Genomic DNA, 21,410 nt, shown 5'->3' with positions numbered 1-21,410 from the left:
TGCGAGCAGCGCAGCGCAACGCTAGGTCCAATATATACAGACCGGAGACCCCATGACCCGAACACCTGAAGACATCAGCCACGTCTTGCTTGAAGCCGCTCGTAAAGCAGGGGCCGAAGCAGCCGATACCATCGTGCTTGACGGATCCTCTGTCTCGGTCGAGGTACGTGGCGGGGCGCTGGAGCATGCGGAACGGTCGGAAGGTACCGATTTGGGGTTGCGCGTTTTTCTCGGCCAGAGACAAGCGATCGTTTCAAGCTCGGACAGTCGCCCGGAAACCCTGACGGCCATGGCCGAACGCGCCGTTGCGATGGCGCGTGAAGCACCCGAGGATCCCTATGCTGGCTTGGCGCAATCTGACCAGCTTGCGGCCAATTGGGACACTGAGGCGCTGGAACTTTTTGACCCGACACCTGAACCTTCAGCCGAAGACCTGATGCAGGACGCGCTGGCGGCCGAGGCAGCCGCGCTTTCCGTTCAGGGCGTTACGCAAGTGTCTGACGCGGCCGCCTCATACGGGACGCATCGCGTGCATCTGGCCGCCACAAACGGCTTTTCCGGCGGTTATGTACGCAGCAGCCGATCCACATCCTGCGTTGCGATCTCGGGCGAAGGCACAGGGATGGAGCGTGACTACGATGGCGACAGCCGCACGTTCCAGTCAGACCTGCGCAGCCCGGCAGATATCGGCCAGAGCGCCGGAGAACGCGCCGTACAACAGGTCGGGGCGCGCCAACCCGCAACGGGGACATTTCCGGTTCTGTTTGACGAGCGTATTTCGTCGTCGCTGATTGGTCATCTTCTGGGGGCCAGCAACGGCTCGGCGATTGCACGCGGTGCATCCTGGTTGTCAGATTGCCTGGGTGAGCAGGTTCTACCCGACCACCTGTCCCTGATCGAAGACCCGCATCGCCCGCGCATTTCAGGATCACGCCCCTTCGATGCCGAAGGTCTGCCAACCCGCCGCAGGGCCATTGTTGAAAACGGTATTCTGACCGGTTGGACGCTTGACCTGTCCAGTGCGCGCAAGCTCGATATGGCGTCAACCGGGAACGCGGCGCGCGGCGTATCCGGCCCTCCATCCCCCAGCAACTGGAACCTGAGCCTGACACAAGGTGATCAAAGCCGGGCAGAGTTGCTGCGCGACATGGGCACAGGGCTGCTGGTGACATCAATGATCGGCTCGACGATCAATCCGAACACTGGCGACTATTCCCGTGGTGCGTCCGGTTTTTGGGTCGAAAACGGCGAGATCGCTTATCCGGTCAATGAATGCACAATCGCAGGCAACCTGCGCGATATGCTCAAACGGATCATTCCGGCAAACGACGCGCGAACATACCTGTCCCGCGTTGTCCCGTCCCTGTTGATCGAAGGGATGACACTTGCCGGCAACTGACCTGCCCCTGCTCATCGACGCCGCGCTGGAGGCGGGAAAGATCGCCACCCGGTATACAGGAGGATCGGCGCGGCGGTGGGACAAGCCTGACGGCGCTGGCCCAGTGACCGAGGCTGATCTGGCCGTTAACGCGATGCTTGAACACACCTTGCCCGCGGCTCGACCCGACTACGGCTGGTTGAGCGAGGAAACCGAGGATTCGCAGGACCGGCTGAGCAAGTCTCGGGTGTTCATCATCGACCCTATCGACGGCACGCGCAGTTTTGCCGAAGGATCACGTACCTGGGCACATTCGCTGGCCATCGCAGACGAAGGCGAGGTGACGGCGGCCGTGATCTACTTGCCTGTGCGCGATTTGCTCTATGCGGCCGCCAAAGGACAAGGCGCGACGCTGAACGGAACACCGATACGGGTTTCGGGCATCACCGATTTGAAGTCCGCCGAAATACTGGCTGCAAAACCCAATCTGGACGCGCGCCATTGGCTACAGGGCCAGCCGCCCGAATTCCTGCGCAACTATCGGCCTTCACTGGCCTACCGGATGGCCCTTGTCGCGCAAGGACGGTTCGACGGTATGCTGACCCTTCGTCCAAGTTGGGAATGGGATATCGCCGCCGGGGATTTGATCATACGCGAAGCGGGCGGGGTTTGCTCGGACAGATCGGGGCAACCTTTGCGGTTCAATAATGCGCACCGGCGCCTGAGCGGAGTGATTGCAGCAGGCGCGCCCATTCATGAAAAACTGTTCGGGCAGCTTGAACCGAACAGCTCGGGCATCGCTTCATGAGCAAGCCGCGCTCGATTAGCCTGGCCGCCTATCGCATCCTGTCGTGGGGTGTACCCAACGCGACCGGCCAACCCTATGTCCCTCGTCCGACGGGCGAGGTGATCTGGATTCACATCGGAACGCAGGAAAGGCAGCGGGCTGTTGTGGATTTTTGCCAGAGATTGCAGCAAGCCCGTCCGAACCTTTCGGTCGTGCTGACTGCCCCGCCAGAGGCCGACCTGACCCGATGGGATGCCTGTATGTATCCACTGATCACCCTGCCAAGCGAGCAGACCGGGGCTGCGCGCACGTTTCTGGATCATTGGCACCCCGATATCGGGCTTTGGGTCGGCGGCGGCGTCATGCCGAACCTGATCACCCGCGCCTCAGAGCGAGAAATTCCCCTGATCCTGATCGAGGCAGAGGTCGATATCAAGGTCGCACGCGGTGGGCGGTGGCTGCCTGACATTACCCGATATACGCTGGACTGTTTCGACACCATCCTGGCGACCACTCCGGACGTGATACGGCACATACGCCGCCTGGGAGTTTCATCCTCGAAGGTCGAAGTGTCACCACCTTTGCATGTCAGCCCCAATCCACGCCCGTGGCCAGAAGACGAGCTGATCGAAATGACGCACGCTTTGTCCGGTCGCCCCGTCTGGCTCGCAGCCTGGATTCAGGACAAAGAGTTCATCTCGGTCCTCAGCGCCCATCGTCAGGCAATGCGGATGCTGCCGCGACTGGCGCTTGTGCTGCATGTGGCTGACATTTCAGAAGCTGATCCATTGCGTCAGCGCCTGGAATCCATGGACCTGCGTTGCGTCAACTGGGATGACGGGGGAACGATCGAGGATACGACCCAGGTCATTCTGTCATCAGAACCCGAAGACCTGGGTCTATGGCAGCGCGTTTCGGCTGTGACTTTCATGGGCAGCTCTCTGGAACGGGGCGCTGGCGGGCAAGACCCGCTGACCGCCACGGCGCTTGGGTCTGCCATCATTCACGGCCCGTTTGTGCATCGCCACCAGCAACTGTACGATCAACTGGACCGAGCGAGCGCGGCTCGCACCGTCAGAAGCGCCACCGAACTTGGTGACGCTGTCGTCGCGCTGCTGGCTCCTGACCGTGCGGCGGATATGGCTCTGGCGGGTTGGCAAATCGTAACCGAGGGAGCACCGCAGGCAGACCACCTAATCGACATCGTGCAGGACTGTCTGGATCAGCGGAGTTGAGATCATGCGAGCACCCGATTTCTGGAACACCGCACCCAATGAACTTTCCCTGCAGGCCCGCGTGTTGTCCCCGCTGGGGCGCATATACGCGGCGGCAACCGCGCGCCGGGTGGCCTCGGACTCTGGGCTGACACCGGGGGTGCCGGTCATTTGCGTCGGCAACCTGAATGCTGGCGGAACAGGTAAAACGCCAACAGTGATCTGGGTGATCGAACAGTTGCGCGACGCGTGGCACAAGGCACATGTCGTGACCCGAGGACATGGCGGATCGCTAGATGGTCCGGTCCGCGTTGAACCCGGCAAACACACGGCCGCAGAGGTTGGTGACGAACCGCTGTTGCTTGCAGCTTTCGCAGATGTCTGGGTCGCCAAGGACCGCGCAGCGGGTGCGCGTGCCGCGGCAGCCAATGGTGCCACCGTTATCGTCCTTGACGACGGGTTTCAAAACCCTTCCGTGGCCAAGGATTTCTCGGTCGTTGTTGTGGACGCGGAAAAAGGGTTTGGAAACGGGTTATGCCTTCCGGCTGGTCCCTTGCGCGAACCCGTCGGCGTTGGCCTTAAACGCGCCGATCTTGTGTTGTCTCTTGGCGGTGCTGTCGCGCAAAAGCAGTTCCGCGATCAATGGGGCGGCCACTTGACCGTCCCACACGCGACCGGCGCAGTCGAGCCATTGCAAACCGGGATGGATTGGAGTGACACGCCCGTTCTGGCCTTTGCTGGCATCGGCCACCCCGAGAAGTTTTTCGCAACGCTTCGCCAGCAGGGGGCCACGCTTTTGCGTGCCGAGGCACTGGACGACCACCAGCCATTGACCCCTGCGCTGATGACACGGCTTGAGAATGAAGCACGCGCTCTTGGCGCTCAGATGGTGACAACCGAGAAAGACGCGGTACGCTTGCCTGCCGCGTTTCGCAGCAAGGTGATTACCCTTCCCGTCCGGCTGGCAATCAACGAAGGCGACAAGGTCAAACAGATGCTGCTTGAAGTCGCGCCGACGCCCTGAACAGCGACCGGCCCTCGCGGACCGGTCGCGCTTGCGTTAACTGCCCAGCTCGTCTTCGATGATCTTTTTGAAATCATCGTAAGACATGTTGTCGATCTTCTTGCCGTTCACAAGGAAAGACGGAGTGGCCTGAATCCCGTCGCGCTCGGCGTTTTCTTGATACCAAGCGACCAGCGTCTGAGCGCGGGTGCCGTCCTGAAGGCAAGCCTCAAGCTGGTTTTTCCCGATACCGGCCAGACGGCCGATCTTGCGCAGCTCGTCCACAATTTCGGTCGGGCCACCGGCGCGAGTCCATTCGGACTGACCGTCATAGATCAGGTCAGAAATGGCAAAGAACTTCTCGGGCCCACCGCAGCGCGCCACCATCGATGCCCACAGGCCGTAGCGGTCGAAATACACCTCGCGGTAGATGAACTTGACCTTGCCGGTGTCGATAAAGTCCTTCTTGAGCTGCTTATACGGCCCTTTGTGGAAGCTTGCGCAATGCGGGCAGGTATAGGACGCATATTCGATAACCTCGACCGGTGCGTCGTTCGCCCCCTGCATCATCTCAACGATGGTCGAGGTGTCCAGATCAGCCTCTTGCGCTTCGGCGCTGCTGATCAGGGGATTGGCGGATTGGGAATTCGACAGCGACAGCCAATAGCCGCCAGCGGCTATGGCGACAGCCGCGCAGATTCCGGTTGCAATACGGCTCATTCAACAGCCCTTTCTCAACGTTTTTGCCTGGTTAATACGTTACGGCCCAGACGTTCAAGGGCTGCACGCAGATCGCCATCATGCACGTCCTGCGCTGCCCGGTCCGCCTCGGCCGCAATCTCTGGTTCGATCTTGGGTTTCGGCGCTTTCGGCTTGTGGTCGAAACTGGCCTGCCCCTCGGCAAATCCTATCGGAGCGGTTTGCGTGATACGCACCCGGCTGATTGCGTTATAGCCGTAGACGGCGTTCACCTTACCGCGCAACTGTTCCTTCTGCATTTCCAGCATCGGAGCCTGCGGTCCGGTGGTCAGCACGGTCAGCGTAGCCCCCATCCCGCCCTTTCCGTAGCCCACATTCACGGGCCGCGCGATGGCAGCCATGTCCTGCCCCACAATTTCAGCCCAATGAGTCAAAAGGCGCGTTACGGCGAAACCCCGGCTTTCACCGGCGTGCCTGATCTGGTCGTTCAGCAATGTCGCGGTGCGTTTGAACCCGCGGGTCGAAGAACGTCTGCGTTGCATCTGGTTTCCAACTCCTGCGCCGCTATTGTAAAGGGCAGGACACTGGGCGCCAGCGAAACCCGACACGGAGATACATAAAACTTGCGTGACTCAGCCGATTTGAACGTAAGCGAGGAATTGCTGGCCTGGTATGACCGCCATGCGCGGGAAATGCCGTGGCGGGTTGGACCGGCGGACCGGGCCGCCGGGGTGCTGCCCGATCCCTATCGCGTCTGGCTGTCCGAAGTGATGTTGCAGCAAACCACGGTTGCCGCCGTGCGCGACTATTTCCTACGCTTCACCACCCGCTGGCCATCGGTTCAGGCGCTGGCATCAGCGCCAGACGATCAAGTCATGGGTGAGTGGGCCGGGCTGGGCTACTATGCGCGCGCCCGCAACCTGCTTAAATGCGCGCGCGTGGTGACAGATGAATACGATGGAACATTCCCGAACACCTATGACGCCCTGCTGAAACTGCCCGGTATTGGCCCCTATACGGCTGCTGCGATCTCGGCGATTGCATTTGACCGACCTGAAACTGTGCTGGACGGGAATGTCGAGCGCGTCATGTCCCGCCTTTACGATATTCACGATCCGCTGCCGGGCTCAAAACCGGTATTGAAAGAACATGCCGCCTTGCTGACGCCCAACAGCAGGCCCGGCGACTATGCGCAGGCAGTCATGGATCTGGGGGCAACCATCTGCACGCCAAAGTCCCCGGCTTGCGGTATTTGCCCTTTGCGCGATCCCTGCCTTGCACGCGCGGCCGGAACTCAGGGCGACCTGCCACGTAAGACAGCGAAGAAACCAAAACCAACGCGATACGGGCATATCTATATTGCTCAGGCTGCGAATGGCGACCTGCTGATGGAACGACGTCCCGACAAAGGCCTGTTGGGTGGCATGCTGGGCTGGCCGGGCTCGGATTGGACCGACGCGCCTGAGAGTTCCCCTCCGTTTCCAGCAGAATGGCGGCAGCTATCGGGTGAGGTGCGCCACACGTTTACCCATTTCCATCTGATCCTGCGGATCTGGACCGCCTCGCTTCCGCAAGGATTGCCTCCGAATGACCTGCTTGTCGTGGACAAACACAGGTTTCAACCCAGCGACCTGCCGACCGTCATGCGCAAGGCGTACGACCTCTGGCGCGAACGGTAACCCATTGTGCGGAATATCGGACTAGGACTAATCTTGGCGCAATCGTTCGGAGCCACTCGATGACCGCAGCAGAAACCCCCAGCCGCTGGCAATCCGCCCTCCCGTTCTGGGTGTCTTTCCTGCTGATCCCGCTGATATGGATCACCGCATTTGCGGGCGGATGGTGGGTTTTACTCGTACCGCTGTCGACCTGGTGGGCCTTTGCACTACTGGACCGGCTGACAGGTCTGGAGTTGAGCAACGCGGATCCTAACACCTCTGACACTACATTGCGGTGGTACATCCTGTTGACCAAGGCGTGGGTTCCGGCGCAATTCCTGACGCTCTATGGCCTTATCTGGTACGCGACGCACACCGAGCATCTGTCATCACTGTCAAAAATCGGCCTGTTCTTTGGCATGGGGGTCCTTTCAGGCACGATCGGCATCAACTACAGCCACGAATTGATGCACCAGAAAGGGCGACTGGAACGCTGGCTGGGAGACATCCTTTTGGCGATGGTGCTGTATTCGCATTTCCGGTCCGAACATCTGCTGGTTCATCACCGGTTTGTCGGCACGCCCCGAGACCCCGTGACCGCGCGCTATAACGAAGGGTTTCATCGGTTCTACCCCCGCGTTCTGCGCCAATGCCTAGTGTCGGCATTTCGCGCTGAAAAGGACAAGCTGGCTCGTAAGGGCCGCCCCTGGACCGACCTCGCCAATTCCTTCTGGCGGTATTGGACCTTGCAGGGCGGCATGCTGTTGTTGGCGTTTCTGATTGGCGGCTGGTCGGGCTTGGCCCTATTCCTGATTCAGGCAGGTGTCGCCATCTGGCAGCTCGAGCTGGTCAACTATGTTGAACACTATGGACTGACCCGCAAACATCTGGGCGATGGGAAATACGAACACGTTCTGCCGCGCCATTCGTGGAATGCATCACATAAGGCGTCAAACTGGCTGCTGATCAACCTGCAAAGGCACTCGGACCACCACTACAAACCCAACCGCCGGTTCCCGCTGTTGCAGCACCACTCGGAAGACACCGCGCCGCAACTTCCATTTGGCTATCCGGTGATGACGGTCGCCGCGATGGTGCCTCCACTTTGGCGCCGAGTCATGAACCCGCGCGTTCGGGCCTGGCGACGGCAATACTATCCCGAAATCACCGATTGGGCACCCTACAACGCGTCGCGCAACCCTTTGCCAAGAACCTGACCGCAGCGCGCTGCCCGGCCCAACGAATTTAATTGCATCTTGGATGCACGTAAATTCGGCGGGAGCCCAACCCTAAAGCACCCAAACATCCATGGGCTTCTCGACGCCGCGCACAACCTGGTTCTCGCGTTTGGCAAAACCTCGCATCAGGTCCGGCAGGTTTTGGCCTTCTTCGGTCAGCTTCGCGCGCACCTCGTCGCTCAGAACAGCGCGCGCACTGTACTCACGGGTCAATGCCTCCAGCTTGGCCGCTACGTTGACTGCATCACCAATAACGGCGAACTCCAGCCTGTTTGCGCCGATGTCGCCCAGAACGACCGATCCATAATGAACACCGATGCCTACCTGAATCTCGGGCTCGCCCTGACGTTTCCGTTCGACGTTCCAACGGTCGACCACATGCACCATGTCCCGAGCGCAGGCCACGGCGTTTGTGGCGTCCAGCGGAGTTGGAACCGGAGTACCGAACGTGGCCATCAACCCGTCGCCCAGATACTTGTCCAACGTCCCATGATGCCGAAAAACCTCGGTCTCCATACGGGCGTGAAAACCGCGCAGAACCTCGATCACCTCATAGGGGTCGCGCCCGGCGGCGTATTTGGTAAATCCGACAATGTCGATGAACAGAACCGCAATGTTTTCCTTGCGTACCTGTTTGAGAGGTTCGTCATTCTGGCTTAGCTGATCGACCACATTCGGCGAGAAATACCGGGACAGGTTTGCGCGCTCACGCTCTAGCCCGGCATTGGTCAACAGCAGTTGATTGAGCCGCCGCATCGAAACCCCAAGCGTCACGGCGACCATCACAAACACGACCACCTGCTGAACCCGCTGCGATGGCATAAAGCTGTTGGGATCAAGCAGCTCAGCAACGTCTGGATAGCCTGACAAAGCCTGCGCGACACGCTCACTTAAACCCGGAATCGGGGTCGAGACCCACCACGCAATCAGCCAGCCCGCCGTCCACACCAATGCTGTCCACGATCCGATCGCAACGACCGTGCGCCATGAATAGGCCAGCGTTCCCGCAGCCAGAATGATGAAGAAATACTGAAAGTTGTCGAATCGGTACTGCATGGCCAATGGCCGCACATCATCGCTAAAGGGGTTGGGCACGATCATGCCCAGCGTCATGATCAGAAGGTCCACAAAGATCAAAAGAAGCTCGGTGCGCGATTGCCCGACCTGACCTGCCTTGCGGATCAGCCACCCGTTTGCGCAGATCAAAAGCAGGATGAAATGGTACCACAGCACTTCCCATTGCGGGTTCAGGAAGATCAACAAAATGCCTGTCAGACCCATCGCGATCCAGCGGGCTCTGACAGCCAGAACAAGCCCCTCGCGCTTGTGCTTCTCAAGCGCGGCTTCGGTGTATTTATTGTCCATATCGTAGCTGTCAGGGCGCGTTACGAAAAACCGTCCAAAGCGCGATTCACTGGCTGTGGTGTCCGACATTGCTAAGACTCCTTCGGTGCGCTGCAAGCTGTTAAAGGCTCATATCGGAACTGGAAAGGGAAGAAAACAAAAGACCCCGCCGGGATCGGCGGGGCAAGGCTTAGTGCCTTGTGTCAGGCCACAGGCACCGGCGGTATTCGTGAAATCAGTTATGCATCTCTGACCGGATCTGCTGACGCAGCACGTCGATCGGTACGGTCTTGCCGTCGCGCTTGAAGCACCAATAGGTCCAGCCGTTGCAGGACGGCGCATTCTCAAGCTGCGCCCCGACCTGATGGATCGAGCCTTTGACGTTGTTGCCCACCAGCGTGCCATCGGCGCGAACCTTGGCCTTGTGGCGCTGGTTCATGGAATACAGCTCCTCACCCGGGCGCAGCATGCCGCGTTCAACCAATTGACCGAACGGCACGCGCGGCTCGGCGCGTTTGCTGGCGCTGACTTCCAGCGCCTCGCGGTCGAATTTACGAACCTTGGCAATGCGTTTCTCGGCCACCTTGCGATAGCTTTCCTCACGCTCGATCCCGATAAACTCACGTCCCAGCATCTTGGCGACGGCCCCGGTCGTGCCGGTACCAAAGAACGGATCCAACACCACATCACCAGGGTTGGTCGAGCCGATCAGAACCCGATGCAACAGCGATTCCGGCTTCTGCGTCGGATGCGCCTTGTCGCCGTTTTCATCTTTCAGGCGTTCATGCCCGGTGCAGATCGGCAGCACCCAGTCGCTGCGCATCTGCACACCTTCGTTCAGCGCCTTCAGCGCCTCATAGTTGAAGGTGTATTTCGCGCCTTCGCGTTTGCTGGCCCAGATCATCGTCTCATGCGCATTGGTGAACCGCTTGCCGCGGAAATTCGGCATCGGGTTCGACTTGCGCCACACCACGTCGTTCAAAATCCAGTATCCCGCGTCCTGCAGGGCCGAGCCCACACGGAAGATATTGTGATACGACCCAATCACCCAGATCGCGCCATTGGGTTTCAACAAACGATGCGCTGCCTTCAGCCAGTCGCGGGTGAACTGGTCATAGGCTGCAAAACTGGAAAACTGATCCCAGTGGTCATCAACCGCATCCACCTGAGAGTTGTCGGGGCGATGCAACTGGCCTTTCAACTGCAAATTATAGGGCGGATCCGCGAAGATCAGGTCAACCGACGCCTCGGGCAGACTGTTCATCACATCGATGCAGTCCCCGGATAGAATCGTGTTTAAAGGGAGCGCTTTTGCGCCCTTTTTGGTGATTATTGTCATTTTACTGCCTCAAGTATCCACGGCGCTTTTGCGCTCATTTGGTTGAGACAAGGATGAGTCAAAGTCGATTCGCCGTCAATTTCTTTTTTTGAATCAGCGACTTACAATTTACCCTTGATACAAGATATTGTGTACGGGTTTGAACGAACGTCTATGGTGTGGGGTCACACCAAGATTTTGCAGCGCGTCCCTGTGTTGTTTTGACGGATAACCGGCGTTTGTCTCCCACCCATAGCCGGGATGCTGTTGCGCCAAATCCACCATCACCTGATCACGCCAGTTTTTCGCAATGATAGATGCGGCTGCAATCGACACCGAGTGCGCGTCGCCTTTGACAACGGCCTGAGAGGGGATCGTCAGCCCACGCGGAATCAAGTTTCCGTCAATCAAAAGATAGTCCGGCGGCGGGTCCAGCGCGGCCACCGCCCGCTCCATCGCAAGATGCGAGGCACGCAAGATGTTGTGCTCGTCGATCTCTGCAACCGTTGCCTCGGCTATTGCGAATTCTGTCCGCGCACGTATTTCAGCATCCAGACCGGCACGGCGTTTTGCTGTCAGTTTCTTTGAATCGTTCAGCCCGTCAGGGATGTCATCGGCGTTCAGGATCACAGCAGCCGCTACGACCGGGCCTGCCAATGGTCCACGGCCAACCTCGTCCACGCCCGCGATCCGCGTGTAGCCCTGCGCAACGGCGGCCTTTTCCAGTTCGTAATCAGGTTTCGTCATGCCTTGGAAAGACCGCGTTTCAAGCCCAACCGCAAGTAAAAAGGAAGGGGCAGACTGCGCTGCCCCCTCCCCACGGCGCTTCTGTGACGCCGCTCCTGCTCGAAACCGATTACCGGTAAACCACGCGGTATCCTTTTTGGCGCAGGCAGGCAGGCTCATAGGCACGTTTGACCTTTTTGCCGTTCCAGAAACCGACCTTGCACTCTTGCGGCAGGCTATTGGCGTGTTTGTAGTGCTTGCTCAGACAGTTCGGGCCAAGCAGGGGCCGCTTCGATGAATATTTCTCGTAGGTCCGCAGGCATTTCTGCGGCAGGTCATACTTCGCAACCCGGTGCGGCAGGGGGCGCACCGGGTAGTGCGGTTTGTTTGGGTTGGCATGGTAAACCGGCGGTTGGGTGCGGCTGACCCGCGCTTGGCTTTTCTCTTTGTTGTAATAGTGAACACCTGCGCCAATCAGCGCGATGGCGGCCAGACCTCCGAGGATGTCCCTCGCGTCCGCGGCCCGAGCCTGAGAGACCGAGACGCCGGTGATGGCAATAGCTGTGGCAACGATAAGCGCAATGAATTTCCGGTGCATAATGCTTGTCCTTTTTCGAGTGCAAAGACGATCCGACGCGGCGGTCGAATTTCTTGCATCAAACTTGGTGGCACCCCTGGAAGACACGCAATAACGGGCGGATGATATCGAATATCAATGCCCGAGACGCCCTTGCGTTATTGAATATCTGGGTGACCCATGCGCAGGATGCAGCCTATGAAACAGATCCTCCCTTCTCTGGCTGTCTTGGCCCTGATATCGGTCGGCACTGCCGCATCTGCGGCTGATTGCTATGCCGACTACAAAGCCAAGCAGGACAATCCACTGCGCCTGCACTACGGCGTCATGCAGGTTTCGGCCTGTGATAAAGGCAAGGCAAAGAAAGAGGTCTCGCAGCGCCTGCGCGGGTCGGGCTGGACCTTGCTGAACGTGATATCGGTGTTTGGGCCGGATGGGTTGGACAAAAGGAAGGCCAATGCCGGAAAATTCTATCTCCGTTACTGAGGCCCGGCGGTCAGGAGCAAGACTGGTTGGCGCAGGTATCGCGGCCATCGTTCTGATTCTGATAACAGCGGCGGTTTTCCTGTTCTGGACACTCCCCGATGCCAACGCATTTAACGCGCGCGTGGAACGTCTGTTCATCGAAAGCGACCTGACCTCGCAGGCCGAGATTCGCCTGCTGGAAATCCTAGCGCAATCCGGGACGGCCTTTGCAGATACGCTGTCCAGTTACAGAATGGTCATTTTTGTGCTGCTGGTATTTGCCACTGCCATGCTGGTCACCGCCCTGGTATTTCTGGTTATGCTCGTCCTGCTGAACCGTCGGATGGCCCAGATTGAAAGGACCGGCATTCAGGTCACGTCTCTGCTGATCAGCCGCGAAGAAAACACGGTCTATCTGAACAACATGGACTTCAAGCTGACACCCGCCGCGATGGAGACGTTGGCTGTTCTGGCCGAGTCCAGATTGGACGATGAAATGCTGTCCGGCGCGCAGATCGAGGCCGTTATTTCCGGCAAAGACGCCTCTGATTGCGAAGAAGCCGCCGGTGCCACGCGGATCAAAAGGCTGCGCGATGCTCTGGGCAACCAGATGGTCAGTGAGTTGCTGGTCAAGAACATCGCCAAAAAAGGGTATATGCTTTCCATCGAGAAGGACGTGATTCAGATGGTCTGAGCACGCGCGGACGCACACCCGTTGTTTGGAAATCTGTTGACCCAGCCCCTTGGAAATTCGGGATTGAAAGCCCATCCTTAAGGAACCCGCGCCAGGGAGGTTGATCATGAACGTCCACGCCACACCGCAATCAGCAGGTTATCGAATCTCGACAGAACGGTTAGACGGCCCGATCGCAATATACCGGGGCGATGTTCTGCTGGCCCAAAGCTCCAACGCCAAAGTTATGTACGAGACCCGGCTGCCGCCAACAATTTACATCCCCCGCGAAGACGTATGCGTGGATCTGGGTGACGAAACCGAGTTGCAGACCTTTTGCCCCTTCAAAGGGACCGCGACCTATCATGATGTCGTCCTGAACGGCGAGCGTCTGGCAAACAGCGTCTGGGCCTATGAAGAGGCGTTGCCTGAAAGCAAAACGATTCAAGGCCATATAGGGTTCATGCCCGCCGCGTATGACCGGATTGATCTTGGGCAAAACCGACTCAGGGCGCCCGAAGACGGTAATATCAGCGGGCCTTTGATAGATTGGCTAATGCGCGGCGCGTCCGAGATCGCGACCTCCGAGGACTTCACCAAGGCGCTGGCCGAGAAGATGCTGGAACATGGAATCGCGATCCAGCGCCTCAGCATTCTGGTCTGGTCGCTACACCCCCTGATCGCGGGAAAACACTATATCTGGGAAAAGGGCGTGGACGAAATCTCGACCAACGTGCCCACCTATGAGATTCACGACCACCCGGCCTATATCAACAGCCCCCTCCGGCATGTGTCGAACGGGTTGGGCGGCGTTCGCCAACGCCTGAACGACGACAACCCTCAGAACAGCTTTCCCATTATGGAAGATTTGCGGGCTAAGGGCGCAACGGACTATGTCGCAATGCCTTTGCCGTTTTCCGATGGCCGCACCAATGTGCTGACTTTGACCTGCGATCATCCCGACGGCTTTACCACCGAAAATCTTGGATTGGTGTTCGAGTGTTCATCGGTGATTGCCAGGTTTTACGAAGTTTTCATGCAGCGTGAGAACGCGCAGGTCTTGCTTGAAACCTACGTTGGAAAGCGTTCGGGCGCACGCGTGCTGGGCGGTGAAATTCGACGCGGTGACGGGGATGAGATCGACGCGGCGATCATGTTCTGCGACTTGCGCAACTCGACCAACCTGGAAGAAAGGCTGGGCCGGGCAGAGTATATTGGACTGTTGAACGAGTTCTTTGAAACCGTGTCGGGCATCGTTCACGAAAACGGTGGCGAAGTTCTCAAGTTCATCGGCGATGCGGTACTGGCTGTTTTCCCGGAAGGCGACGATTCAATTACGGCCCGCATTAACGCGCAGCGCACAGCCGTCGAAATCGTGGAAAAGCTGGGCGAGCTGCGTCGGTCAGGTTCCGACGAGCACTGTGATTGCTCTATCGGAGTCGCCTATGGGCGCGTAACATACGGCAACGTCGGCTCGCGTGAGCGGCTGGATTTCACCGTAATTGGACGTGCTGCAAATATCGCGGCGCGGCTGGGGGAATACGGAAAGACAGTCAACCACAGGATTGTCGTATCATCCGACATCGTTCCGGCCTGCGTTGACGCAGTACCGCTAGGGGACATAAGACTTCATAATGTTTCTCAGCCTGTCGCGTCCTTTGCTCTGCAAACTTCCGCGGATGGTGTACTAAATTCCTGACGCGCCGTGCTTTGACGCCGCTTTCCTTGGCTGGGGTTCGGGATTCTACGCCCCTAGCAGGATCAATGCAGTCTGGGCGGGAGAAATCGTGCTTTGAAGTTGCGCGATCTGACTGCGTGCAAGGTACTGATCGGTCAATAGATTGACTGCCGTTTCCTCTGAAAACTGCGATAAGTCATCCGAACCTGTTAGTCCTGCCAACCTATCCTTGAACACCTCAAGCTGCCTATCAATGTCCAACTGGGCAAAACTCGAAGGAGGGCCAAGTGCCGTTTCCATCATGTTCCGCAAGGGTGGAAGGCTCATCAAATCGAACCACTTGGTGTCAGCGCCACTATCCTGAACCGCCAGATCCGCCAACGCGTGCTGAGCGTAAAGCGCGATTCGCATTGTCTCGTCGCTTTGTCCCACGGCGACTTCAAACCGCGAGACCACATTGTCCTTTGCGATACCTTCCATAAAGGTGAGCAAACCCGTTTTGCGAATTTCACCTGGCCCCAAGCCAAATGCCTCGGACAATTCGCGGTATCTTTTGTCGGACAAGCGGTTTGACAACGCATCCTCGGCGGATGTGCCGTCAGACAGCACCTTTTGAATGAAGTAGCGATTGTTGATGTCGCCTTCCAAGCCGAAAGCACCCAGCGCCACCTGCAGCAAGCGGCGATCAGAAACCAAATCTTCAGCGGTCTGAACTTTTTGGATGTTGTCTAGAAAATATCTGGTTTCTCTTTCGTTTACGGTGGCGGAAGAAAAGCTTTCCAACTGCGCGTCATAGGTGCGCTGAAGAAACCTCCACCCAACAAGGCCGCCTGACGGTACAACGGGCTGGAATGTCATTGCTGAAAGGCCATCAGCCGCTCCTCTCTCGGCAAAAGAGCACGAAGGGATTTGAGGCACTTGTAATACTGCTCGGCCAGAAGTGCGTCCGTAGCTTCAGCAAGCACCTTCCGGCTATCCGTGTCCGTGAAGACCTGACTCAACTCTTCGACCCGGCGCAGCAACTGCTGCCGTGCCTGATCGGGCTCCATATCTCCGGATAGCACGAGTTGAGCTGCATAGCAGACGCGGCGGACCGGCGTGTTCACTTCGTCCGGGTGTATGGCGTCGCGAAGACGCAAAACATTCGCTTGGGGCGTCATGATCGAAAAGCGGCTGCGCCGGTCCCCGTTTTCCAGAACGACGCCATTGATCAACACCCGCTCTTTTGGGGCAAGTTTCAAAACCAAACCACCCATCAGGTTGCCCCCATCTGCCGCAATCCGCGAAGGACGGCCATATTGATCTCTAACAAGGGCTCAACGGTCGCTTTGTTGCCCAGAACCTGGCTGCTGTGCTGTTCTGTGAACTCGGCCAGATAAAATATCCGAGCGCGCAGGTCGTTGGGCAACGCATTGTCGGAATCCGTGACGCCATTAGCCAGAACAGACCACAGTCGCCGATTTTCATGCAGCGCATGCACAAACCCGCCAAAGTCGGATTTCTGTCGGGCAGCCGCGGCCTTAAGGCGACGCGTGATTTTCAAGATGGCCTCATACTCGGTATCACGCGGTGTACGCGTTGGTGCGGCCGTCTGAGCATAGGCGCGGTGCGCCAAGGTTTGCGGTGTCACTTGAAGTCCTTCCAATAATCCGGCTTTTGGCAATCAGAGCCGGGGCGTGCTTCCACGCCCCGACCAGGTTCCTGAGATTAGCGGAACAACGACAGGATCGACTGCGGAGCCTGGTTCGCAATCGACAACGACTGCGTGGCAAGCTGCTGCTGAACCTGCAGAGCCTGAAGACGCGCCGACGTCTCTTCCATGTCAGCATCCACCAAAGAGCCGATACCGGACTTAAACGAGTCCGCCAGGTTCGAGATAAACTCTTTCTGGGTTTCGATCCGGCCCTGCGACGACCCGAAAGCTGCCGATGCGTCAATCGATGTATCAATCAGTGCCTCGACCGAAGCCAGCGCAGCCGTCGCTCCTGCACCGGTCGAAACGTCGATACCCGTCAGCGCACCCAGTCCGCCCGAGCCAGCGTTCACAAACTGAGCTGAAAACGAGAGGTCCTCACCGGTGCCATTTGTCACCGACAGCGTTCCGGCTGTACCAGAGTCGTAGTCAACAGTCAGACCGGTAATTCCCAACTCTTCGATTTTTGCCTTCAGGCCCACAGCCACAAGATCACCTGTTGTGGTGGCAGCAGCGTCAGCGGTAGACACAGTATAAGAGACGACCTGATCGTCGATAGCTACGATAACCTTGTCGCCCGCCGCGAAAGTGCCGCTGGATTCATCGGTCACCAGAGCTGTGGCCGAGGTTGTGCCGTTGTCGATAGTGGCACCAACCCTGTCATTGCCGGCCGACGCGCCGGTCGAGCCGTCAAACACCTGCACTGCGGCGTAACCACCTGTGGACAGGTTCTGGCCCGACACGCTGATCGACGACGGGGTGACGGCCCCGGTGCTATCTCGATCCAGCGACGCCAGGATCGAAGCGGAACCCGTCGACCCATCCACCAGGTTCAGCCCGTTGAACTGGGCCGCGCTTACAACAGAGGCGATCTGATCCTTCAACGCAGTGACGTCGTCATTAATCTTGCCGCGATCGACGTTGTCTTCCTGAGCAGCGACAATCTTGCCTTTCATCTGGGTCAGAAGATCGGTCACGGTTTCCGACGCGTTCCGTGCGACCGCGACGGTCGATTCACCCAGCGCCAGACTGTCCTTGATTGCGTTGAAGCCTTTGACATCCGACTCCATGACTTTGGAGATCGCCCAAACCGCCGAATTGTCCTTGGCGGTCGCAACGTCCTTGCCGGTCGAGATCGCGTTCTGGGTCTGCGCCAGGTTCTTGTTGACCGATTTCAGGGTTTGCAGCGCAACCATTGCGCCATTGTTGGTCAGAATGCTGGACATAGCTTTCTTCCTTTTTCCATTCGGGCCCTTTGTGCCCATGCTGACCCCGCACCACCTGCGGGCTTTGACGTCGTTCTGATCGGTGCGACCCGCCCTCCGGCCGTTCGCGCCACCTGCTGTTTCAGGTGCCCGGCCACCTTTGCAGTTGATCCCCTAGTGGAATCCTAAAGTCCGACCCTCGGAAAATTCGGATTTGAAACAAATCGGTCGCTAGGCCCGCTTCTCCAGCTTCGCGTGGCCACGCACTGCAAACCCGCTGCGCCGCCCATCCGCCCCGTAGGTGCTGAACTCACTTCGTACGCGCCGCATCTCGGCCATGCGGTCCGCGACAGCCCGAATCCCACTTGCTGCACTATTGAGAAGCGCCTGGTTCCTTTCGACTTTCTTCTGGAGTCGAATCAATTCGTCACTTTCCCGAACCTCAAGGTCCGCAATCGCGCCGATCAGCTTTTCCTTTTCCGGCATCATGTGGCCCAATTGATCCAGGTCGCCCTGTACAAGCGCATTTCTTTCCAGGTCCAGAACTTCCTCAAGAGACCGAAGCAGATCCGGTTCAGATTTGGTCGGCATCGGTTCTCTCCATCATCGATTTGAACAGGATTTCTGAAAGGCCAACGCCACCGGATTCGGCCAGTTGGCGCGCCTGATGCTGGACGAGAAATGAAGAAAACTGATCTTCGCCGGCACCGCCACCGAAGGATTCGCGAACCTCTCCCAACCCGGCGGACTTCAGCATTTCGGCAAGAAAAGTCGCCTCAAGCTCGACCGCGGCGGAACGTAACTTGGTGGATACCAAATGAGGGGTCGTATGAAGAACGGGTGCTGTTGTTTCCATTGAATTCTCCGAAATTTACTCCGAACTTTCTCGATCAAAGGCGAAAGCGGTTAAAATAAACGTAACTTCCTGCAGGCAGATTTCGGCACACACAACCGGAGACGGAGCAAAATGCCCAACCCTCTTTTGACTGTGCTGCCAGCGTCAAGCGCACCTGCGAAACCCAATTCGGAGTCCAAGACCCCGCCGCAACACACTGCGGTTGAGTCGTTTGAGTTGGTTCTGGAAGATCACGTCAATTTGCAAACCAAAGATGTAAACGTGCCAGTTACGGCAGAGCGCATACCGGACAGCAATTCGACCGACGCCATCGAAGAACCCGACCTCACCGATCCTTCTGTAGCTCTGGCGCCCTCACTACCAGACGAAATGCGTCAGGCTGCAAAACCGGCACGGGGTGTTGGACCAACCGATCTTTCCAGCCCATTTCCTTCTGACGCCGCGACTCGACCCGAAATGACAGCGCGCCCAGATGGTGCGCCGGTTAGAACCCCCAAGACTCAAACTCTGACACATCACGAAACGCCAGCGACCTTTAGATCCGTCACCTCAAGCGAGGTAGATCGTTCTGCAAAAAATCCGGTGGAGGTCAAACAAGGGGCTGCAACCGCACAGGCGGTATTGTCCTCGCCCGAGCGTAAAACGTCCGAGCTGCCGATCCCACCTGAGACGAACGTCGCGGCACAACACCTTCCTAAAGACACATCGTCGACGCGACGGGTTTCGGCCCGACCGGAGGGCACGGCCCTCATCGAACAAATGCGTTTGTCGACCAAGACCGAGGCACGTGTTCAAACTGATGTGGCGGTGACTTCGGAAACTGAAAGAATTGCCCCTTTTGGAGAGACCAGCCCTCTTTCAAATTCGCGGGACTCAACGATCGCTGCGCAGACCTTCGCAACAAACGCACGGGTGGAAACGGCCCGCGCCATTGCAGGACAGATGGCCGCGGTCATAAACTCCCGGCCACAGGCCGGAACCATCGAAGTCGCGCTGAACCCCGAGGAGTTGGGGCGCGTCTCTATTGTTCTGAACGGCCGTGACGACGGTTTGCACCTGACAATCGCCACCGAACGACCGGAAACGCTGGAAATGATGCGTCGGCATATCTCGATCCTAGAGGCGGAATTCAAAAGCCTCGGATTGGGGGATTTGTCTTTCGATCTGGGAACACCATCTGACGCGCAAGAAAACGCCTCGGATGCGGAACACGACTCGTATTTGGAAACGGAACAGAACGACAGCCAACGGGAAAGCATCCCGGTTCCTTCACGAATGGGCGCGACTGGTCGCGTTGATATGAGGCTTTGACATGATCAATCCGACCTATACCGCCACGCAACCCGGCGTGCAGACACAGCCAACTCGAACCCAATCTGCAGGGCTTGCCTCGGATTTTGAAACATTCCTGTTGATGCTGACTGCGCAGGCAAAAAATCAGGACCCTCTGGAACCATTGGACTCGTCCGAATATGCGTCGCAACTGGCGCAATTCTCGATGGTCGAGCAACAGGTACAAACCAACGAATTGCTCTCGAATCTTGAACTGGCGACCGGTCGGGTAGGTTTGGAAGCCCTTGCAGGCTGGGTTGGGATGAACGTGCGATCCGCGTCGGCCTTCCAATTTGACGGCGCACCCATCACCCTGTTCGCCCAAGCCGACCCCGCGGCCGACGGCGCGACCCTTGTTATTCGCGACTCAAACGGTGCAGCGATCGACAGAATTGCAGTTCCAACCAATCAGGCAGAGTTCATTTGGGCTGGACAGGACAGTGCTGGCAATCCAATTCCAGCGGGCATCTACTCAGCCACCCTCGAAAGCTATGACGGAGATGAGGTGCTGTCCGAGCAAACGGTCTCGGTCTATAACCGGGTCGTCGAAGCACAAGTTGCCGACGGCGAAGTGCTTCTAATTTTGGAAACCGGCCAGCTTGTACTGGCAGATAAGGTGAGTGCCATTCGCGCTGGAGCTTGATCTGAGGGGCAAGGCAGGCCAAAGCTTTGCCACCTTCGACTCAGACTGAACCGGTGACCCCCCTGCCTGACACGACTGCCCCGCCTTCTGGTCTTGTTGACCACCTCTGCAGCACGGGCCTGATAGAGCCCGGCGCCCGGTTTCACACGTTATACGGCGGGCGCACCAATCAGGTTTGGAAAGTTCTCGGCGGTGACGGTGACAAGGTTCTGAAGGTGTACAGGACCAAGTTGTCCAATCCGTTGTTCCGCAATGACGCAAAATTGGAAGCACGCTGCCTGAGCGCGCTTGAACCGATGGGGTTCGCACCCCGCCTGCGTGCAACGGGCGCGCATGAAAACGGCCACTGGGTTTTTTACGATCACGCTCCGGGATCGCCCTGGCAATCAGAGCCTGCGCGCGTCGCGAAACTGTTGCGCAAGCTGCACGCGCTGGACATCGCCATTCAAGTACCCAAGGGCTGCAACGGCAGCGATGACCTCGCACGGCACGCCGAGCGCATTTTGGCGCAATGCGTAACCGACCAGAAAGCCCGCCTTGAGCATTTGCGCCCCAACTGCGAAGTGCCCCCCAGCCGCAGCACTTGCCTGATTCACGGCGATCCTGTCGCTGGAAATATTCTCGTGGCAGATTCGGGCTTAACGCTGATCGACTGGCAGTGCCCTGCCCAAGGCGATCCGTGCGAGGATATCGCACTGTTTCTTTCACCGGCGATGCAACAGCTTTATCGTGGGGCACCTTTAAGTCCTGCGGAAAAAGCGCAGTTCCTATCTGCCTATGATCAGCCGGACGTTACGAACAGGTACGGCGAATTGCAAAAGTGGTATGGGTGGCGGATGGCGGCGTATTGTCTGTGGCGCGTAGAAAATGGCGCGACGGATTATGCCGCCGCTTTGGATTTGGAAATCGCAGCTCTCGGATAG

24 protein-coding genes are annotated in these 21,410 nt (G+C 58.1%); 12 read left to right on the top strand and 12 right to left on the bottom strand.

Annotation, left to right across the window (positions count from 1 at the left end; all coding sequences use genetic code 11):
* Window positions 1-52: 52 nt before the first annotated feature.
* Genes ACR0LH_RS16685 through lpxK form a run of 4 tightly spaced genes read left to right on the top strand, consistent with a single transcriptional unit; the run spans window position 53 to window position 4,403 of the window.
* Window positions 53-1,399 (top strand): TldD/PmbA family protein, encoded by a 1,347-nt coding sequence (locus ACR0LH_RS16685; RefSeq protein WP_170644932.1) that lies wholly within the window; start codon window positions 53-55, stop codon window positions 1,397-1,399.
* Window positions 1,386-2,186 (top strand): inositol monophosphatase family protein, encoded by an 801-nt coding sequence (locus ACR0LH_RS16680; RefSeq protein ID WP_480721748.1) that lies wholly within the window; start codon window positions 1,386-1,388, stop codon window positions 2,184-2,186. The genes ACR0LH_RS16685 and ACR0LH_RS16680 overlap by 14 nt, the downstream gene beginning before the upstream one ends.
* Complete coding sequence (locus tag ACR0LH_RS16675; RefSeq protein WP_170559984.1) at window positions 2,183-3,400, top strand: glycosyltransferase N-terminal domain-containing protein; 1,218 nt, start codon at window positions 2,183-2,185, stop codon at window positions 3,398-3,400. The genes ACR0LH_RS16680 and ACR0LH_RS16675 overlap by 4 nt, the downstream gene beginning before the upstream one ends.
* Window positions 3,401-3,404: 4 nt before the next feature.
* Window positions 3,405-4,403, top strand: a complete 999-nt coding sequence (gene lpxK, locus ACR0LH_RS16670) for a tetraacyldisaccharide 4'-kinase (RefSeq protein WP_480721747.1) — start codon at window positions 3,405-3,407, stop codon at window positions 4,401-4,403.
* A gap of 36 nt (window positions 4,404-4,439) precedes the next feature.
* Here lpxK and ACR0LH_RS16665 read toward each other — a convergent pair whose 3' ends face one another.
* Window positions 4,440-5,102 carry a DsbA family protein gene (locus tag ACR0LH_RS16665; protein WP_170570905.1) on the bottom strand — a complete coding sequence of 221 codons (663 nt, stop codon included), beginning with the start codon at window positions 5,100-5,102 and terminating at the stop codon, window positions 4,440-4,442.
* Between the two features lie 14 nt (window positions 5,103-5,116).
* Entirely contained in the window at window positions 5,117-5,623 is a 507-nt protein-coding gene (locus tag ACR0LH_RS16660) for a DUF721 domain-containing protein (RefSeq protein ID WP_480721746.1), read from the bottom strand.
* 81 nt (window positions 5,624-5,704) lie between these two features.
* Between ACR0LH_RS16660 and mutY the strand changes: the two genes are divergently transcribed.
* Both mutY and ACR0LH_RS16650 read left to right on the top strand, forming a co-directional pair.
* Complete coding sequence (gene mutY / locus ACR0LH_RS16655; RefSeq protein ID WP_480721745.1) at window positions 5,705-6,760, top strand: A/G-specific adenine glycosylase; 1,056 nt, start codon at window positions 5,705-5,707, stop codon at window positions 6,758-6,760.
* A gap of 59 nt (window positions 6,761-6,819) precedes the next feature.
* Entirely contained in the window at window positions 6,820-7,956 is a 1,137-nt protein-coding gene (locus ACR0LH_RS16650; protein ID WP_480721743.1) for an alkane 1-monooxygenase, read from the top strand.
* Window positions 7,957-8,028: 72 nt separating this feature from the next.
* Here ACR0LH_RS16650 and ACR0LH_RS16645 read toward each other — a convergent pair whose 3' ends face one another.
* From ACR0LH_RS16645 to ACR0LH_RS16630, 4 genes are all read right to left on the bottom strand, one after another.
* Window positions 8,029-9,411, bottom strand: coding sequence for an adenylate/guanylate cyclase domain-containing protein (locus ACR0LH_RS16645; protein WP_480721741.1), 1,383 nt, complete (start codon window positions 9,409-9,411; stop codon window positions 8,029-8,031).
* A 145-nt stretch (window positions 9,412-9,556) separates the two neighbouring features.
* Window positions 9,557-10,660: a site-specific DNA-methyltransferase gene (locus ACR0LH_RS16640; RefSeq protein WP_170388796.1), complete on the bottom strand. Its 1,104-nt coding sequence runs from the start codon at window positions 10,658-10,660 to the stop codon at window positions 9,557-9,559.
* Between the two features lie 108 nt (window positions 10,661-10,768).
* The gene (locus tag ACR0LH_RS16635; protein WP_480721740.1) at window positions 10,769-11,386 is read right to left on the bottom strand and encodes a ribonuclease HII; all 618 of its coding nucleotides are present in this window, start codon (window positions 11,384-11,386) and stop codon (window positions 10,769-10,771) included.
* 109 nt (window positions 11,387-11,495) lie between these two features.
* Window positions 11,496-11,963, bottom strand: coding sequence for a hypothetical protein (locus ACR0LH_RS16630; protein ID WP_170567255.1), 468 nt, complete (start codon window positions 11,961-11,963; stop codon window positions 11,496-11,498).
* A 177-nt stretch (window positions 11,964-12,140) separates the two neighbouring features.
* On the opposite strand from ACR0LH_RS16630, the gene ACR0LH_RS16625 reads away from it, so the two are divergent.
* From ACR0LH_RS16625 to ACR0LH_RS16615, 3 genes are all read left to right on the top strand, one after another.
* On the top strand, window positions 12,141-12,428 hold the full coding sequence (locus tag ACR0LH_RS16625) for a hypothetical protein (RefSeq protein ID WP_170415737.1): 288 nt from the start codon (window positions 12,141-12,143) through the stop codon (window positions 12,426-12,428).
* On the top strand, window positions 12,400-13,101 hold the full coding sequence (locus tag ACR0LH_RS16620) for a helix-turn-helix domain-containing protein (protein WP_170415739.1): 702 nt from the start codon (window positions 12,400-12,402) through the stop codon (window positions 13,099-13,101). Before ACR0LH_RS16625 ends, ACR0LH_RS16620 begins: the two co-directional genes overlap by 29 nt.
* A 106-nt stretch (window positions 13,102-13,207) precedes the next feature.
* Window positions 13,208-14,779, top strand: a complete 1,572-nt coding sequence (locus tag ACR0LH_RS16615; RefSeq protein ID WP_480721739.1) for a DUF427 domain-containing protein — start codon at window positions 13,208-13,210, stop codon at window positions 14,777-14,779.
* Between the two features lie 45 nt (window positions 14,780-14,824).
* Here ACR0LH_RS16615 and ACR0LH_RS16610 read toward each other — a convergent pair whose 3' ends face one another.
* From ACR0LH_RS16610 to ACR0LH_RS16585, 6 genes are all read right to left on the bottom strand, one after another.
* Window positions 14,825-15,616 (bottom strand): DUF1217 domain-containing protein, encoded by a 792-nt coding sequence (locus ACR0LH_RS16610; RefSeq protein WP_480721738.1) that lies wholly within the window; start codon window positions 15,614-15,616, stop codon window positions 14,825-14,827.
* On the bottom strand, window positions 15,613-16,014 hold the full coding sequence (gene flbT, locus ACR0LH_RS16605; protein ID WP_170415745.1) for a flagellar biosynthesis repressor FlbT: 402 nt from the start codon (window positions 16,012-16,014) through the stop codon (window positions 15,613-15,615). Before flbT ends, ACR0LH_RS16610 begins: the two co-directional genes overlap by 4 nt.
* Entirely contained in the window at window positions 16,014-16,388 is a 375-nt protein-coding gene (gene flaF, locus ACR0LH_RS16600) for a flagellar biosynthesis regulator FlaF (RefSeq protein WP_480721737.1), read from the bottom strand. The genes flbT and flaF overlap by 1 nt, the downstream gene beginning before the upstream one ends.
* A gap of 77 nt (window positions 16,389-16,465) precedes the next feature.
* Entirely contained in the window at window positions 16,466-17,677 is a 1,212-nt protein-coding gene (locus ACR0LH_RS16595; RefSeq protein WP_170570885.1) for a flagellin, read from the bottom strand.
* 210 nt (window positions 17,678-17,887) lie between these two features.
* Window positions 17,888-18,247, bottom strand: a complete 360-nt coding sequence (locus ACR0LH_RS16590) for a flagellar biosynthesis protein FlgN (RefSeq protein WP_170485798.1) — start codon at window positions 18,245-18,247, stop codon at window positions 17,888-17,890.
* Window positions 18,231-18,512 (bottom strand): rod-binding protein, encoded by a 282-nt coding sequence (locus tag ACR0LH_RS16585; protein ID WP_480721736.1) that lies wholly within the window; start codon window positions 18,510-18,512, stop codon window positions 18,231-18,233. Before ACR0LH_RS16585 ends, ACR0LH_RS16590 begins: the two co-directional genes overlap by 17 nt.
* Window positions 18,513-18,623: 111 nt before the next feature.
* Between ACR0LH_RS16585 and ACR0LH_RS16580 the strand changes: the two genes are divergently transcribed.
* The 3 genes from ACR0LH_RS16580 to ACR0LH_RS16570 are packed head-to-tail and all read left to right on the top strand — an operon-like array spanning window position 18,624 to window position 21,410.
* A complete protein-coding gene (locus ACR0LH_RS16580; protein WP_480721735.1) occupies window positions 18,624-19,823 on the top strand; it encodes a flagellar hook-length control protein FliK in 1,200 nt (399 codons plus the stop codon).
* A gap of 1 nt (window position 19,824) precedes the next feature.
* Complete coding sequence (locus tag ACR0LH_RS16575; RefSeq protein ID WP_480721734.1) at window positions 19,825-20,487, top strand: flagellar hook capping FlgD N-terminal domain-containing protein; 663 nt, start codon at window positions 19,825-19,827, stop codon at window positions 20,485-20,487.
* Window positions 20,488-20,540: 53 nt separating this feature from the next.
* The gene (locus ACR0LH_RS16570) at window positions 20,541-21,410 is read left to right on the top strand and encodes a phosphotransferase family protein (RefSeq protein WP_480721733.1); all 870 of its coding nucleotides are present in this window, start codon (window positions 20,541-20,543) and stop codon (window positions 21,408-21,410) included.

This window comes from Ruegeria sp. CL6 (assembly GCF_056536465.1).
Note: the sequence above shows the minus strand (reverse complement) of the source record. Positions and strands in the feature narration are given on the sequence as shown.